This is a genomic window from Candidatus Pantoea multigeneris (genome assembly GCF_011752615.1).
GTDB lineage: Bacteria > Pseudomonadota > Gammaproteobacteria > Enterobacterales > Enterobacteriaceae > Pantoea > Pantoea multigeneris.
Map to the genome: position 1 here is coordinate 49,952 of NZ_VWXF01000011.1, position 16,059 is coordinate 66,010.

Consider the following 16,059-nt stretch of genomic DNA (forward strand, 5'->3'; position numbering starts at 1 on the left):
AACCATAAAACCCAAAGCTGACGTTTCCCTGATGTTGAATCTATTCATAGAGTCCCTGCTGTATGATGAGTCGTTGTAAGTCCGTATGGCCATGCGTCAGAGAAACTGCTCTGCCAGTAGCAGGGTCGCAATAATGATCATCAAGCTGCCCGAAATACGGCTGACATTCTGCGCTGCGCGCGGTCGCGTCCGAAGCGCAGTGCCGGAGCCATACCCCACAAGCAGGTAGACCACGCCGCAGCTGATCACATGCACCAGACCCAACGCGATCATCTGCAGCGGCAGCGGCCAGGCAGCATGAGCGTCAGTGAACTGGGGCGACAGCGCCAGAAACAGCAGAAAGACCTTCGGATTCAGCCCGCTGATACAAAAGCCCTTGAGCGCCCACTTCATTCTGGAACCGGCATCTTCATTTTGCAGCGCTGTGGATGAAGGGTGCCGCAGCACGCCAAGGCCGAGCCAGAACAGATAGCCAGCCCCGGCTACGGTCAGGAATGTCATTACACCCGGCACGCCTTTAATGACTGAACCGACCCCCGCTGCCACTATGAGCGTTGCAACAAGATGGCCGCTCAGCATACCGGCGACCGCTGGCACAACCCGGCGTCCCCGGATACCGGCTGAAATGGCGTAAGCCCAGTCGGCCCCAGGCGTAATGACGAAAAGCACGGAAACAGCCCAGAACGCGGCGAACATACTCAGTGACATGTGTTGTTATCCTCGTTGGCCCTGTCCCTGACTGGACGTTTATCATTGTCTGAAGCCTGCATATAGGGAAACCTTTACCTGATGAATACGTTAAATAGTTGAAGAAAGAATATCTCTTTGGATGTGGAATGTGCTTTCATTTGCCGCATTGAAATAGAGATAATTTGGGAGGTTTTCAGGAATGGACAGAACTGACTGCAATATTCTTGCAGAGCTTCAGCAGGATGGGCGAGTTTCACTGACTGACCTGGCGGAGCGGGTGGGGATAAGCCTGTCATCCTGCCAGCGTCGGGTCAGATCGCTTGAAGAGGATGGGGTGATTAGCGGCTACCGGGCGCATCTGGAACCGGCCAAATTAGGGCTTAACTTTTCAGCCATAGTCTTCGTCACCCTGCGCGAGGGAGACCGTCAGGCCGTCAGCGCCTTTGAGGCGGCAGTAAAAGAGATTCCGCAAATTATCCAGGCGCAGCGACTGTTTGGCGATCCGGATTATCTGCTCAACGTTATCACCCGGGATCTACAGGCTTTTCAGGCGCTATATGATGAAAAACTCTCCGGTTTGTCAGGCGTGCAGCGGCTTACCTCAACGCTGGTAATGAAAACGGTCGTGAAACATCGTGCTCTGCCTTTCTGATGCTTGGGTAGGGAATCAGTTTATCAACTTTATTCAAAAAATTTTTTTGGAAGGAGAAAATGACGCTCTAAGGATCCGTACAAAAATCGAACTTCCTCTTCTGCCACACAGCTGGCTTTACTTACATAGATTATATGTCAGGCTGCTAGTCACAAAATTGTTGCAGGGCACTAACTATTTCTTCATGACTGCATGTAACACCTTGATTATAGATTATGAAGCAGTCTCATTAGATATCCGAACGATCTGTAAGTCCTGTAATTCGTACCATCGCCGTTTTCCAGATACTTAGTAGTACAAGACTTTTCAATACGTTTCTGAACGGTCTCCTGCCCTCGGGATTATCCAACGGTATGAGACCGTTTTGTTTCCTGTTTAGCCGCTGGCGATGGTTCAGTCAGCCCTTATTTCACATAGCAGACATTTGATAGATATCCAAACTGACCGCCAAAAGAAACCCTATGTTTAAATTCTAAATATCGCTGGTCTACAGCGGCGTGGCTTTGCCTGAGCCTTTTCTGCTGGGGTTCAGGATCTGGTGCCGGAAGGTATGGTAGAAATGCTGGTGAGCGGTGTCATCAACACCGCTCAGTATCATATCCGCATTGCCGGATAAAGTTTTAACTCCCCAAAAATCGCTCAGGTACGAAGTCTGGATGTCAGGATGGTGCTTGATGCGCATGCAAACGCAGATGCACGCAACCATAAGGCACTCGATTTAGTTTCGATTCATAAGATTTATGTGAGGATCAGCAACACCTGGTCGGCGATGCACGACAAATTTATCATTACAGATCGGCAGGCGGTTGAGACCGGAAGTTTTAACTACTAGCAGTCGGCAGAGGTCAGGAATACTGAAAACGTGCTAGTGATCTAGGTCATGCCGGCGCTGGCCGATCGATATCTGACGCACTGGGAAATCCTCTGGGAAAGTGGCCGGAACTCCAGCCCGTCTGGCTGATTTCATAACTTTACATGCTGACAAATCTTTACGTTTTACGCTAATGGCCAGCGGCGTAATGTGAAACAGTTTTTACAGACGAAGTTTCACTTAACACTGTGTTATTCTGCGGGAAATTCTATTTCCGGGAAGAGCATATGTCATCAGAAGACAAGCCGAAAAAGCCGCGAACACGGCGTCAGCAGGGGCTGCCACCTCTGACAAACGCAGAGCGGAAACGCTCTTCTGCTGCCAGGAAAAAGCTGACCCACAGTGAGATTAAAACCTACATTCCTCATGCGCAGAAAGCTTATATGGATGACATTTGCGAGCGCAGGGGGATCACTCAGTCTGATTTTCTGACGGAAGTCTTAGAGCGAATTATCGCTGAAGACACTGCAGGGTCAATTGAGTGAGTGGGCGCGTGCGTTGTGCAACTGTAAAATTGGTGATAAGTTAGCGAAAATTATATGTCAGGTGGGCCACACCAGAAGGTGGCAGGGAGCTGAAGGACGGTAAATGCCGGAATTCAGATAAAACAAAGCCCCGGCAATCTCTCATGTTTGGCGACGCGAAGATTACCAGGGCCCCACAACCTGCGCTTTCACAAACAGTGAAGGCACAGGGGGAGTATAGGTCCATGACTGCGGAAACTCAATCCCCGCTGAATTATGCCTGTCTGCCGGTGAACCCGGTGGGCAGATATGACTGATTTCCAACTCACTTCTCCACCCAGCGCCCAGGTTGACCGGCGCGGGCGCGGCGAGCATTCGACCGTCTGCAAATGCCCGCACTCTCCCTGGGTGCCGGACATGGCTTATGAAAAAATGCCGGGTGAACTGGGCCATTTGTTCAGGGTCTACACTTATATCGATAAGAAAACCGGCAAAATAACGATACGCCGCAGCTTTACCAGTCATCCTTTCTTTGTACATTTTCATAAAATGGGCGGACGTAAACGCGGGTTACGAAAAGGGACGCGGGACTTGATGGATGTCCTCATCGTATTCCTGTTTACGCGCGCCAGTTTGAGCCACTCCATCGTCAGCAGCAACGTAACAAAGATTGCCGAAGCGCTCAGCCCGAAAGATTACGCCGGTAAGGTCATTCCGGAAACGGAAGTGACGGCGTCTCGCGTTTCCCGGGTACTCGACCTGCTGAAAGTATTCGGGCTGATTGAAGATGTGCCGACGAAGTGGGACCACGAAAGCAAACTCTTTTATACCCGCGTCATTATCCTGACCGACACCTTCTGGCAGGTTGCCGGCGCAAAGATGGACAAGTTTCTCAGCGAGCGCCTGGCCCGCCAGCTGGAAGAGTCCGACGGTTACTTTGAGCCGGGCACACAGGCCTATATGCGCGCCGCCAGAGAGCGTCACATTGAGCAAGGGCGCATTAGAACCAATAAAAAACGAAGGACCCGCCTGGCGATGGCCAAGTGTCGGGAGCGTCTCGCCGGCAAGCCGGTGGGCGAACGCCTGATGGAGGCTGGAAAGTATGTCCAGCGCAATACGCCTGCGCTCGAACTGGAGCGCATGGACATCGACGCGTTTAATCGTAAATGCTGGCAGTTCCTGAACCAGATGAAGCTCGGCCTCGGGAACGATCCGCCAACCAGACACTGAGCCTGCGCTTGTATTTTACCGCCTTGACTGGCGGTAGCGGCGTTTGTGCGTCTGAAAAATCCGCTGCAATTCCGTACAAAAAAAGAACAGAGACAACGTAATCCACCGGACTACGCCAGGGATTTTCGTGCGGCTGGGATTTTTATTCAGACTTATCTGCAAACCAGACCCCGTCTTATCTGCACACATCCTCGCAGTTATCTGCAAAATATTCCTGACCTTCGGTCAGTAAGAAATATTCAATAAATAATAGAAGTTATTCATCCACGAAAAACTGTGGATAAGTTAAGGCCTTCGCTCGCAGCGGCCGTAAACGTCCGCGCCGCTCAGAATCTGAGATAGCACCCGCCGGCAAGCGGCGGGCAGGGTGCTTCAATGTAGTTACAACACACAGAAACAATCCCCGTAACCCCAGCCCGTTCCAGCCCCCACAAAGCCCCTCTCAACCGAGACCCGCGCTGAATCATGACCGATCGAGACAACGTCCACCCTGAAAGGCGGCCCGCCCTGCCCGCGAAGCGGGGGGTTTGTGAAAGTATTTATGAATGGTGTAACTACTCTGGTCTGTGCCTTATGCCGTTTTGCTGGGAGATTGTGCAACACGCCCGTAAGCGGCCCCAATGGCCCGCTAACGCGGAGATACGCCCCGGCTGCGGCTTTGCCTTGCCGGGACCACTCCGACGGCGCACAGACCGTTCTGTGAGGCTGAAAGTCCGTATGGCTTTGCAGGAATGGGTGGGGGTGGCAGGATATATACGTCAGGAACCGGCTGCGCCGGGCTACCGGTGCCGTTCAGCAGCTGAACCATATGCAGCGTCATCTGGCACCTTCATGCCGCTAAAGCGGCATACAGAAACAATCTGTGTGTTGATTTCAGACTTCAGGGAACGAAATGTCTCAGTTCTGTAATATCACTCTGACACCAGGCCTTCAGAGGGCCAGGGTTCAGGCTTGTGGGGAACCTCTGGGTCCATGTCAAAAATCACAGCATTAACGAGTTCTTCAGTGGCATGTTGACCTAACCTTTGCATCATGTGTCCACATATCATCGTGCGGGCAGCATCCAGATCAAATCCGGGAAAGGCGTCGGTCAACCTAATATGTTTGAGAAGTCTGTCAGCGGCATTGTCTAAAAGGATATGTGGATCCTGGGTAAGCTGCGTAAAAGAATATACAGACTCAATTTCCTCTGTTGCATCTTCCAGGAGCGACTCACAGAGTAAGGACCATTCAGATGGAATAGTAAATGCCCGTGAGCCATCTCCGATCAACTTTGACTTTTTTTGTGGCGTTTTTTTCTTGCGCGGCTTCTTTAATTTTGACATTTTAAACCTGGCTCATAGTTTATATTCTGAAGAAACTTGCTTCTTGCAGAATAAATTATAGCATGGTTAATTTTAAAAACAGTAAACACGGATGAATACATGAGCATTATATCCTACTTAGAAAAGCACACACCAAGCCCAGCTAAAATTGCACTTATACTGGGTGGCTTCATACTTCTCTATTACAGCGTCGTTCATAGTGCTATGCCGGACAACCTCTCTCTTGGCGATGGAATATGGTTGATTTTCATATCTGCCATATCTGGCGGGATTATATTGATGGGAGTAATTTTTTATGCTGCAATGGCATGTTGCATTCTGGATTTAATAAGGAGAGTAGTTATCAGATCAGTGCCTTCTGAAAATGAGCCCCAAGGCATGAAGAATCTTAGAATTATTTTCAAAGAGTATATACCCGTTTTCGATACTGTAATTTATTTAACTCCCGTACTCTGGGTGTTTATTTGCATCATGCTTTTCATTAGAGGAAAACGTGAATGGATTTTCATCATATCAGGCTCTTTATTATTATGGCCGGTCATTATCATGCTTGTACTTATGATGGTAAAATTATATAGGAACTCGATCCCCTTCGGTTTTACACCTGCAAAAACCGAACGTTTCGCAAAGAACGCCCAAGACCTAAGGAGCATTTTACTGTATTTCTCCTTTTCTGTAGTTCTGTATTCGTTTCTGCTAGGTTTTATCAGCCCTGTAGCAGATACAACAATGAAGATTCTGTCTGTAAGGCAGGAAAACGTCTCTCTTTACGTCAAATCGCCTTGGTCTGACGTACTGCAGCGCCATTTACCCGTGTCATCTGGATGCAAAGTACCCCAGGGATACGCTCTGTTTGAACACGTCACCCTGTCATTCTCAAACCTGGGGAATTCGGTATCCGTTGAAATTCAGGGCCAGAAAAAGGCTACCTCTCTGAAAATACCTGGTGACAGCGTGATAGTCGATCCGGCTCCTTTGAACCCTGGCATTCCTGATACAGGCTGTGTCTCTGATAGAACAAACAAGCCGCAAGTAAAAACGTTATAATTGAGTCGCTGGCCAGTCCTCACCGGGTAGGCCAGATGTTTACTGTTAGTGAGGCAGCTGCAGCACCTCCGTTACTTTGAAGCTGTCCGGAGTCTCACTGGCATTTACCGGCGCATGGAGCTTCCACCTCTGACCAGCCTCGATGTTCTGACCCAGCCCAATGGTATCACCCACAACAATGCCGTCTTTGAGCAGGTTGATCTTGACGCTCTGCATGCTGAGGGTGTGGTCCGTGGTATTTGTGACAATCCCGTCAACGTAGGTAATGCCGTTGCTGCCTTTTGAAAAGTGCGCATCCGCTACGCTGGCAAGATTATCACCCGGGGCCGCGATGGCCACGCCGGATAAGAGCGACAGACAAGCCGCTGCAGCAATGATCGTCTTTTTCATGGATTTTCCTTTTTCGCTTTTCAAAGAAGAGTTGAGAATAGGTGAGCGGTAAAAGCATGACAAGAACTTAACGATGGGCTGCTTTGAGCGAACAATTTTATAAAAAAAAATAGCATTATCCTGCGTCTCGCTGATTCATACAGAGCGCTGTAAGTAAAGTATTCTCTCCTACCAAAGAAGCCCATGGGACCTTCAAGCCGGTATAGCTACATCCAGCATAACGTTTCCCCCGGCCCCGATCTGTTATCAGGATTTAACCCTGTCAGCTGTTCTTTTTCATACGGGCCTTTCGGCGGATGCATGCGAAAATGTCTCAGCTACTGCTATGGAGAGCAGTTTACCGTTTGTTAAAAGCCGGAAATCTCATGCTCGGTTGCTATCAAGGTAACTGGAGTACAGACGACCGTTGAAAGCATGAACTCAGGCTTTCCTTAGATTTGGTTATAAAAGGCTTGATACGCATTGCTGTTAGTTCCGGGAACGGGAGTTCTACTTTTACCTCTTACAAATGTGGAAATGATTTACCTCAAACCGAAACGGTGTTTATAATAAGCTGTCGTCACCTCGGGTGTTCCCCTCTGCGCTTTTTACCGCCTGTAAATGGTTACAGGGACTTCCGGCAGTAGCCGGACTGTAAAAGGAAACCCGCCATGAAACCGAAAATTGTACCCGTTATACGGTATACACGTTTTCGTTTCGGGCGCGTTGAGCATGTGCGTAAGCACATGCGCTCGCTCCCGACGCGTTAAGTGAACGGTACCCGCAGGTGACGATACTGCTTGTTTACTACACTGTTTCCGGCAGGCCTGTCGATTCCCCCATCATGGCAAGATAGTGATCATCGTCTTGTGTCTGAGTGAATACTTTTCTGAACATACTCAGATAACGTTCCTTATCGATGACCCCTGTAGAAAAGAGATTTCGGCCATCCGAATGAGAGTGCCGGTTGATAGCACGGTAAAATGAATCATATTCTCCGGCATCGCTGTGTTCGCTAGCCAGCGACTCCAGAGCTTCTTTAAGTTTTTCAGTTTTGCAGGCAAAACTGAAATAGTACTCAAGAATATTCCTCATCGTATTAAAAAGCATAATAGGCTGGGTTTTTCCATCCCTGACGTCTTTCAGCGTCTGCCATAACGCCTGATATTCATTGAGCATCTCGTGCATGGAGAGCTTCTCGCAGGAACTGTAGTCAGACTTAATAATTCGAAGAAGAGACCAGTTCACCGGTGCCTCCCTGTTATCCTGCAGGCGACCGCTGTTTAACAGCATTTCCTGGAAGAAAAACATATTATGAGTCAGTATCACTACATGTCTCGCTGCGCCGGGCTTGATTATTTTCCGTTTAATGAGTGCTGCGACTTCATAGATATAGTTATGTGACAGACTGGAAATTGGATCGTCAATAACAATAAGTTTATTCTCCGGATGAATGGATTCAGGGGTGAGACTGCCGGAGCATGATTCTATGAAATAAAGGAAAGAAACCATTGTTTTCTCACCCTCACTGAGGGATTTGAATACTTCCGCCTTTTCAGGTTCGCTTCCCCGGCGCAGACGGTATAGTTTCATCTCAGCATCATGGCAGATGATTTCAAAGCCGGTGATCCCCAGTAGCCTGAGATTCACGTTGATACTGTCAATGGTGGGTTGTATATCGGATAGTTGTCCGGTCAGCGCATTCGTCTCGTCATCCAACTGCTTCTTGCTCGATTCGAGGTTCCTGCGATCGTGCAATCTACTGTTAATTTCCTTCTGTAGCTCGCCAAGCTGCCTGTCACGTTCGGTAAAGAACTCTTCGCAGATCCCTCTGAGATGCGCCATGATATCGGCGTACAGGGACTGTTTTTCTTGGGTGAAGTTTTCAGCCAGTCGGTTATTTTCCCGTACCCGGGCATTGAACGCGTCCACTTCATTCTGTAGTAGGAACAGTGGTTCCTGAAGGTTCTCAGGTTGTACCTTCAGAGAAGGTTCTTTAATTTTATTAAAGAGTTGCTGTAACAATATCTGAAAGCCTTTATTTACCGCTTTCACCAGAGATAAAATCTGACTTCCCTCATCAACGAAAGAATGGGTTGCAACGCGGTGTTCAAATTCGGCCATGACATCACAGTCCTGAGCCAGTCCTTCAGCTGTCCGGCTCAGCGCCCTAAGAGATGTCTGATAAGACTCATCGAACATTTGAGTGAGTTCGCGCGAAAAGGCCATGACATCAAAGGACTGCTGGCAGAACGGGCAAACATCGTTGTGTATATAATGCTGCCCCTGGCGCACCCAGTCTGCATTACCAATTTTCTGAATAAGTGCAGAGAATTGCGTGCTGCTTGCAGCCATAACAGGTTCTTGCATCAGTTTTATTATTTCGTTCGTTAAGACAGTTGTTCGTGGAATATTAATTTCTCCGACAAGCGTTCCTTCGCTTTGACTTAACATCCGCCATTTATCAGTCAGCTCCTCAGCTGTGGTACGCACCTCTGAAAGTGGTGTTGCAACCATGCGTTCGTAAAACGATCTTTTAATTTTAGCGCCATCAAGGAAATCGCTGAGGGTTTTTCTGTCATTGACAGTCCGGTTGAAAATATCCCTGGCACAGTGGTCGACGATCGTTGCTTTCATTCCTTCTTTTTGTGCAATCTCCTCGTTAAGTTTCTCCAGTCGGGCACTCAGTTTCGTTCTTTCTTTATTATTACTATTTATTTTATCCTGGCTTTCCTGATTGGCTTCACTGAGAGTGAAGATTCCGGGCTGATAGTCCGCGCGGGCGAATTTACTATCAATATATTCCTGATTAAAGACCTGAAAATGGCTGATGTGCGGGCTCTCAAAGGCACAGTGCCGGTATTTATCCGCCTGCCGGTCATAAAAATAGCCTGACACAGTGGATTTCCCCGAGCCGTTCTGGCCATAGATGAGTGTCACCTTACTGCTTAGATCAAAGCAGATATCCCGGTCAGGTGCGTAGCTTCTTACGCCCCGGATCATGAGTTGAGCCATTTTTTCTCCTTATCCTTGAATTTTTGAGCCTTTCCATCCTAGCTCACTTTTCATTCTGGTTGTGCCATCCCGATAAGATTTATTTGATCCTTTCTTGCATTATCAATCAGACCTGACAGGAAGTGATGACCTTCGTGATTTATTTGAAGTAAAATTGCTTAATCGGCAATAATAAAATTATTTTTTGCTTTGTTTTCAATAATGATTTTTTAGCAAATTAGTGAAACAGAAAATCAGGATGTACTATAATTACAGCAGGTTACTGTGAACGCCTACGTCAGAAACCGCCTCTGTTTTATCACCCAACCCGTCAAAAACCTCCCGCAAGATTTCCGTAAATATCCATATGTGGAATAATCCGGAAGCCGCACGGGCGGGTTTCTGGTAATTGCACGCGGTATCGTTAGTAGAGATATAGTCTCACTGTGTCACATGGTGTGACGGTGAGCATTACAGGAGTTACTGTAACCCTGGCATTAAACACGGATGTTAAATTCAATAAGGAGATTATATGAGTGCAAATAATAACTCATGGAAATGCAGTGCCTGTAAAACCGGATGTGGAGCAGCAACCAACAGCTTCAGCAGTCTTCTCTGTATCTATGCATACCTTACCCGCGTACCCGGTTCGTATAAGAAAATGTGGTTAAAGGAACATTCCCCCCACCATCGTGAGCTGATTTCCATGAACGGAGAAGTTATCGCGATCTGGCGTTCCCCTCAGAACGTCTGGCGTAAGCGGACTGGCAACGACGATGTTGAGGACATGGTTGTCTCCGGATATGAAACCGGAGAGACACTCATACTGAAAGAAGGCGAAGACAAAGACGATGCTTTTAACCTTGCGTTGATCATTCCTTAAGCCCATCCGCTGGAATGTTCTGCCGGCGGATCGTGATGACTCAGAGGAGCAAAAAATTGTCGGATGTTATTGCTGCAGCTAAAGGTGCAAACGATGCACTTGGCAGAATACTGATATGGCTGCCGGTGATATCTGCCCTGGCAGGCGGCGCACTGACTGGTGGTGGCGCACTTCTGGTGAGTCGCCTTAATCACCACTACGCGCGTGAACTTGTAGAAGAGGCTGCTGCGGAACGCCTGCGTAATGAAACGCGGGCGTCAGAAGAAAAGCAGGCAAGAGAGCGGTATTTTTTGCCACTGAGTTTGTTTGCATGCTGAATGAAAAATCTGCCAATAGAGGTGCTCAGGCCTTTGCAGAAAAAGACTGTGAATGCCTCAGCAAAGGCATTATTTAACATAATATGCATTTGCCGCACTTACTTTATAGAAGCAAAGCTGAGGAACGAGCTGAACATCACCGGCATCTGCGCCAACACCAGTTCAGCTAAAGGCCGCGTGGAGCGTGCGCATCTCACGTTGCAGGACCGGCTGGTCAAGGAGCTCAGGCTGCATGATATCAGTACGCCCGACGCGGCGAACGCCTTTGCCGCTGAGTTTATGGCCGATTACAACCGGCGTTTCGCGAAGGCACCGAGGCATGATTTTGACGTTCACCGGCCACTCGATGCTGATGACAACCTGAACCAGATATTTACCTGGCGCGAACCGCGTAAGATCTCCAAAACGCTGACGGTCCGCTACGATAAAATGCTGTTGTTACTGGAAGATAACGATGACAGCCGCCGCGCGATGGGGAGATACGTGGATGCCTGGCAGTACCCGGACGGGCGCGTTGAACTGCGAAGCCACGGTTCGGTTCTTCCCTACTCTGCCTATGACCGGCTGTCTGAAGTTGACCAGGGTGCGATCGTTGACAACAAGCGGCTTAGCCATGCGTTGGCGGTAGCTAAACTGGTGCAGGACAAGCGAGATAACACGCGGTCGCAGTCCCTACCTGCGGGGAAAGGACCGGCCCGAAGAGTAAAAACGAAAGACCCGGTAAAAAAAGCGGCAGCGGGCAATAAACGAAGACGACTTGCTGGAAGCCTTGGCTGATTTACACATGCAAAATAAAGAGATTTTTGGCGGTTAAACCCTGCGTTTAACCTAATCAACGGGCAACTCAGCTTAGCCTGAACCCGGACATCTCTGCTTAGGTTCAACAGTCGTCCCTCAGCGCGCTTTTGCGCCCTGAGCAGCTAGAGGTCTCGCTTCGCCCCGTAAAACCCCGCAGAATCGCGCTGAGACGTTTTAAGGGGGGGGTGTGGTTAAGCAGCGGAATTCGCTGGCATGGGTTGATCGCTAACAGGCGCTCAAACGGGTATTTTTCCCGGTCTTCTACGGAATATGCGTCACAGTTATCGAAGTTTTTTTCCCAAGCGGCCGCAGATTGTGACATACTCTCCTGGTCAGACCTCAGATGTTCCGCCATTCTGCTGAAGTGAAAATAACGAAGACAACTTAGCTAAACGCTTCGGAGCCTCTTGGCTCCTTTTTTTGTCCGGAACTCAGAGAGCTGCGGCAGCAGTCGCCGGCTTCGCAGAACAAGACACGTCGAGCCCAAGGGAATAAGTACGGTTATGCACCGGGAGAGGCCTCTGCTTGTACCGGTACATTACACATCTTGCCATCCGGTCGGACGCGACTGTATGCGATTTTATGCAAAAACTGCCCAGACCTCGCGAAATCGCATATGTTAGCACATAGCTGCATATCCACCTCCTTGAGAACCGGCAGAAAACCGCGAAACTCCGTAAATACAAACGGTGAACGGGCGGGCAAATTTTTTGTTCGGTTGTGAGGCGTTGGCCAGGCCGGAAGGCGCGACAGGAATACACCCAAAGGGTTACGCGGGAACAAGCATTGGGAATTATGGGTGTCAGGCGGAGTCTGTACCGGCGATCGCAAAGTTTACGGCGCGTAAACTTCAGGAGAGGCGGAGCCGGAGGCGTTCGCGCAGCGAAACCAGAACACACATACGATCCGTATACTGACCAAAAAAGTACACAAAATCTAGGTAAGGTGGCAGCACCCGCAGGCCTTCACGCACAGCAAAATCAAATTCAGCTTTGTCCTTTGCATCAAACATGAGTAGCACCGCTTGGCACTGATCAGCCGTGCCATATTCCACCACCCATTCAGTCATTTCAGTGAACGAGAAAACAGGCTCACCAGGCAGACGGCTAGCCGAAACGGCGGCCATAAACTTCTGACGTTCGGCATTGTACTTAGTCGCGCCCTCTTCGGGAGACGCAGCTTGAGCACCGGCAACAGGCCGTTTATCAAATGACAGCTCCCAAAGGCAGGTTTCGGGGTTATAAACATAATCGCCGGGCAGGGCAACGCGATAGAGTTTAGACAAGACGAAATCCTCAAGGCGGGTGTGTAACAGTGATCTTAGTATCTGCGATCTTCCGCTTCCTCGCTCATTTGTTCACTCCGTTCGGTCATGAGTCTGCGGCGAGCAGTATAGGGACCTGAAGGGATATTTTTGATTCTCGGGCGCTAAATGAACAAAAGCCTCGTGACATAGTCACAGCGCTTGAGAACTCTAATTCTTGCAGATATCTGCTAGGATCAGACGTAAGAATCTAAACCCTAGCAGTCCTGGCTAGCCATGTCACTACCAGCTTAATCCCATTCGGCTACATTAAAATCATATCTGCACCTTAGACGCTCAGGTCTATGCCCCTGACTCCTGCAGGATAAACAGGCAATCGGTGGAAACGTAACTTAACCGCGAAAGAGTTAGGCTCAACCCCGTCTCGCAGAGAGATAGACGATGGTCGCCACGCTCCCCGTGATTTTTTATATACCAACCGCGGGGGCATTAGGCTGCTATTGGCAGTTTTTCTTAAACCACTTAATACTTGGTCAGACTTTGTCGAGCCATTGTGTTTAGCTACAACCTAAGATATGTAGCTATTACGGTAATTCTCGGCAACATCCATTATTTTATCAAAGAGTAATGCATTTTCATACCTAACTGTGAGCAGCCAACCTCAAACATCATCATGCCTTTGGGCTAATACTAATTGGCCCTCTGGTTGAGGTTGTTTATTCACATAATTAAAACACCCTGTCGCTGAAACCAAAGAAAGTGAAGAGTTATTTCCTTGAGAAATTTCATTGTGACCTGCTCATAACCCAATTATTTGGTATTTACCATAACATCGCGGCAACGAACTAAATTTTTTATAGCTCTCAGACATCCAGCACCCGCCGTAGATGATGCTCTATAAAACCCACTTTGAGCTCGCTATAGTGATGAGCATTGTTCTTGCTGAGAAATGCTGCCAAGTGTTTTACCTCAGCATACTGACCTGCAATGTCTATGTTTTTTTTGAGATAGTCACGGAATGCAAGATATCTTGATACCTGCATATCTCCGACTGCAAACGCGTGCACGTGATGACTACGCTGATCACCACCCTTAGTGAAGTATCTACGCCCCGTAATACCGTTCTCACCGCAAGCAACATACCCGCCGCGAACCATTGCTGAGTTGTATGTATCCAGTTCATTGACATCGGAGACTTCCAGCAGTATGTCGATTACAGGCTTTGCTGAGAGACCTGGCACTGACGTACTGCCAATATGATGAACCCTTTTAACCACTCCGCCGAGCAATGTCCTTATCAGTAAACTCTCAGCCTCAAACATCTCAGGCCATTTATCATCGTATGGCACAACAATAATTTCCCGCATAAACACGCCCTCTCTGCCCTGATTATTTACCATAACATCTCTTGCGAATCAGAAGCCGACAACCACAGGCTGATGTTTTTTCATTGAGTCCTGCATGCCCGGATTACATTCCTGTTTCGTTCCCGGAAGATAAAATTTACCAGTAGAATCAGGGTCTGTTCCGCCCGGACAACCAGGTCTGCCTGAGGTGTTGCTCGCGCTGCCGCCATCCGAACCATTTCCGCCGTCAGCACCGTCTTTACCTTGCCTACCCATACCACCAGCGGCTCCACCTTTACCGCCAGCCCCTCCATACCCGGCACTCACAGAAAAAGTGCACAGAGCGAAAAAAAAGGCCAGAAAATATTTACTCATATGTATCTCCCCATTCGAAAATTCGATCTTTGTACCTTTTAGTTCGACCCCGAAAGATACACTAGCAAAAGATTTATATCGGCCGGATGAACGGTTCTTAAGCGTCAAAATTTAACATAAGACTAATCATCGCACCGGGTCGTACTCCCTCAGCGCGTGCGGGCGTTTTACCCTGTTTTCTACGGAATTTGTGCCGCAGATCACGGAGTTTTTTCAGCACGGAGTCCGGGATTATGCCATATTCATAAGGTGATCCCGCCAAAATCACTGTCACCTTGGTGAAAACGACGAAGACAATTAAGCAGAACGTTTAGGAGCCACTGGGCTCCTTTTTTTTCCCTCCGTTCAGAGCCGTGCTGGACAAAAAGCTCTGCCTTGGCGCTCACCGACGCAGCGTCCGCTGACGGTTTGCATGATGCTACGATTCGATCTGCGCCCGCTCCCTGTTCAGGACAATTTGCCGGTTCGGCTGATTCAGCTTTGCCTGACACTCTCTCAGCAGCGGCAACAGCATCGTCAAGAAATTTCTTCTCAACGGGCGTCAGGTTGGACAGTCGTGTCATGATGATTTCTGGTCAGAATAACTTTTTACAGTCTGCCAGACGCCGCGGAAGCGATGAAGCGCTGGTAAGCGTACCCGTGAATCAGAAACGGTGAACAAAGGCGGATTTCAATCCGGGTTCGTGAGGCGTTAGCAGCTACCGGTGCCGTCCAGCATTACAGCTGTAGGTACCGTCATCTGGCACCTTCATGCCGTAAAAACGGCATATACAAAAGACATTGTTCATCGGCACAGATATTGAACGCAGCAATGTCCACCTAGTGCCAGAAGGGGACATAGCTACCTGAAAGCGCAGACCGTCCCGCTGATGCAGTAGCTGATCGACTGGGTACAGAGGCAGTTGAAGGTGTTGTTGCATCACTCGGATACGGCGAAGGCGTTCGGCTACCTGCTGAAGCAGTTGGATGCGTTAAACCTCCAATGCAGCAACGGCTGGGTGGAGATAGATAACAACATCGCGGAGAACGCACTGCGGGGCGTTGCCCTGGGCCGGAAAAACTGGCTGTTCGCCGGTTCAGACGCCGGCGGGGAGCGGTGCTGTTCTCGCTAATCGGCTCATGCCGGCTTAACGGGGTGAAGCCGGAGGCGTGGCTGCGTTACGTGCTTACCCATATCCAGTACTGGCCGGTAATGCGTATACGTGAGCTGCTGCCGTGGAGATTTACGGCAGAAAATGCGAATGATTGATGAAAGTGCCTCCCTGAACACGACACATCAGTATCAGTTATAAATAAAAATTCGCCAGGCTGTCGTGTAGTATGTGCTATTTTTTCTTATGCGGTGAATCCCCCCTCAGCGGTGGGGCTAAGCCACAAACGGGCGTAAGCCTAAGCCAATAAGCGGGTCAGGCTCTGGCTTTTCTGACCTATCGG

The 16,059-nt window shown here is 49.0% G+C and carries 16 protein-coding genes and 2 pseudogenes; 10 read left to right on the forward strand and 8 right to left on the reverse strand.

Annotation, left to right across the window (positions count from 1 at the left end; all coding sequences use genetic code 11):
• Window positions 1-96: 96 nt before the first annotated feature.
• The gene (locus F3J40_RS20470; protein WP_167017657.1) at window positions 97-708 is read right to left on the reverse strand and encodes a LysE family translocator; all 612 of its coding nucleotides are present in this window, start codon (window positions 706-708) and stop codon (window positions 97-99) included.
• Window positions 709-889: 181 nt separating this feature from the next.
• Here F3J40_RS20470 and F3J40_RS20475 point away from each other — a divergent pair, with 181 nt between their 5' ends.
• From F3J40_RS20475 to F3J40_RS25405, 5 genes are all read left to right on the forward strand, one after another.
• Window positions 890-1,342, forward strand: a complete 453-nt coding sequence (locus F3J40_RS20475; RefSeq protein ID WP_167017659.1) for an Lrp/AsnC family transcriptional regulator — start codon at window positions 890-892, stop codon at window positions 1,340-1,342.
• Window positions 1,343-1,976: 634 nt separating this feature from the next.
• On the forward strand, window positions 1,977-2,174 hold the full coding sequence (locus tag F3J40_RS25240; RefSeq protein ID WP_369410961.1) for a phospholipase D-like domain-containing protein: 198 nt from the start codon (window positions 1,977-1,979) through the stop codon (window positions 2,172-2,174).
• A gap of 266 nt (window positions 2,175-2,440) precedes the next feature.
• Window positions 2,441-2,698, forward strand: coding sequence for a RepB family protein (locus F3J40_RS20485; RefSeq protein WP_167017663.1), 258 nt, complete (start codon window positions 2,441-2,443; stop codon window positions 2,696-2,698).
• Window positions 2,699-2,986: 288 nt separating this feature from the next.
• Window positions 2,987-3,907, forward strand: coding sequence for a plasmid replication initiator RepA (repA, locus tag F3J40_RS20490; protein WP_167017665.1), 921 nt, complete (start codon window positions 2,987-2,989; stop codon window positions 3,905-3,907).
• Between the two features lie 541 nt (window positions 3,908-4,448).
• A complete protein-coding gene (locus tag F3J40_RS25405) occupies window positions 4,449-4,610 on the forward strand; it encodes a hypothetical protein (RefSeq protein ID WP_505543775.1) in 162 nt (53 codons plus the stop codon).
• A 208-nt stretch (window positions 4,611-4,818) separates the two neighbouring features.
• Here F3J40_RS25405 and F3J40_RS20495 read toward each other — a convergent pair whose 3' ends face one another.
• On the reverse strand, window positions 4,819-5,232 hold the full coding sequence (locus F3J40_RS20495; protein WP_167017667.1) for a hypothetical protein: 414 nt from the start codon (window positions 5,230-5,232) through the stop codon (window positions 4,819-4,821).
• Window positions 5,233-5,331: 99 nt separating this feature from the next.
• Between F3J40_RS20495 and F3J40_RS20500 the strand changes: the two genes are divergently transcribed.
• Window positions 5,332-6,279 carry a hypothetical protein gene (locus tag F3J40_RS20500; protein WP_167017669.1) on the forward strand — a complete coding sequence of 316 codons (948 nt, stop codon included), beginning with the start codon at window positions 5,332-5,334 and terminating at the stop codon, window positions 6,277-6,279.
• 45 nt (window positions 6,280-6,324) lie between these two features.
• Here the strand turns inward: F3J40_RS20500 and F3J40_RS20505 are convergent, their stop codons facing one another.
• Window positions 6,325-6,669 (reverse strand): FxLYD domain-containing protein, encoded by a 345-nt coding sequence (locus F3J40_RS20505; RefSeq protein ID WP_017345760.1) that lies wholly within the window; start codon window positions 6,667-6,669, stop codon window positions 6,325-6,327.
• Window positions 6,670-7,455: 786 nt separating this feature from the next.
• Window positions 7,456-9,663, reverse strand: a complete 2,208-nt coding sequence (locus F3J40_RS20510) for an AAA family ATPase (RefSeq protein WP_167017671.1) — start codon at window positions 9,661-9,663, stop codon at window positions 7,456-7,458.
• A 511-nt stretch (window positions 9,664-10,174) separates the two neighbouring features.
• Between F3J40_RS20510 and F3J40_RS20515 the strand changes: the two genes are divergently transcribed.
• The 3 genes and pseudogenes from F3J40_RS20515 to F3J40_RS20525 form a co-directional block, all read left to right on the forward strand.
• Window positions 10,175-10,525, forward strand: a complete 351-nt coding sequence (locus F3J40_RS20515) for a hypothetical protein (protein ID WP_167017673.1) — start codon at window positions 10,175-10,177, stop codon at window positions 10,523-10,525.
• Window positions 10,526-10,581: 56 nt separating this feature from the next.
• The gene (locus F3J40_RS20520) at window positions 10,582-10,842 is read left to right on the forward strand and encodes a hypothetical protein (protein WP_167017675.1); all 261 of its coding nucleotides are present in this window, start codon (window positions 10,582-10,584) and stop codon (window positions 10,840-10,842) included.
• Window positions 10,843-10,965: 123 nt separating this feature from the next.
• Window positions 10,966-11,656 (forward strand): annotated as a pseudogene (locus tag F3J40_RS20525) (transposase family protein); the annotation flags it as partial.
• 834 nt (window positions 11,657-12,490) lie between these two features.
• Here the strand turns inward: F3J40_RS20525 and F3J40_RS20530 are convergent.
• The 4 genes from F3J40_RS20530 to F3J40_RS20545 form a co-directional block, all read right to left on the reverse strand.
• On the reverse strand, window positions 12,491-12,925 hold the full coding sequence (locus F3J40_RS20530; RefSeq protein ID WP_167017677.1) for a hypothetical protein: 435 nt from the start codon (window positions 12,923-12,925) through the stop codon (window positions 12,491-12,493).
• An 842-nt stretch (window positions 12,926-13,767) separates the two neighbouring features.
• Window positions 13,768-14,271 carry a GrpB family protein gene (locus tag F3J40_RS20535; protein WP_167017818.1) on the reverse strand — a complete coding sequence of 168 codons (504 nt, stop codon included), beginning with the start codon at window positions 14,269-14,271 and terminating at the stop codon, window positions 13,768-13,770.
• A 48-nt stretch (window positions 14,272-14,319) separates the two neighbouring features.
• A complete protein-coding gene (locus tag F3J40_RS25120; RefSeq protein ID WP_167017679.1) occupies window positions 14,320-14,625 on the reverse strand; it encodes a hypothetical protein in 306 nt (101 codons plus the stop codon).
• Window positions 14,626-14,867: 242 nt separating this feature from the next.
• On the reverse strand, window positions 14,868-15,188 hold the full coding sequence (locus F3J40_RS20545) for a hypothetical protein (protein ID WP_167017556.1): 321 nt from the start codon (window positions 15,186-15,188) through the stop codon (window positions 14,868-14,870).
• 348 nt (window positions 15,189-15,536) lie between these two features.
• Here F3J40_RS20545 and F3J40_RS20550 point away from each other — a divergent pair.
• Window positions 15,537-15,874 (forward strand): annotated as a pseudogene (locus tag F3J40_RS20550) (IS66 family transposase); the annotation flags it as partial.
• Between the last annotated feature and the right edge of the window lie 185 nt (window positions 15,875-16,059).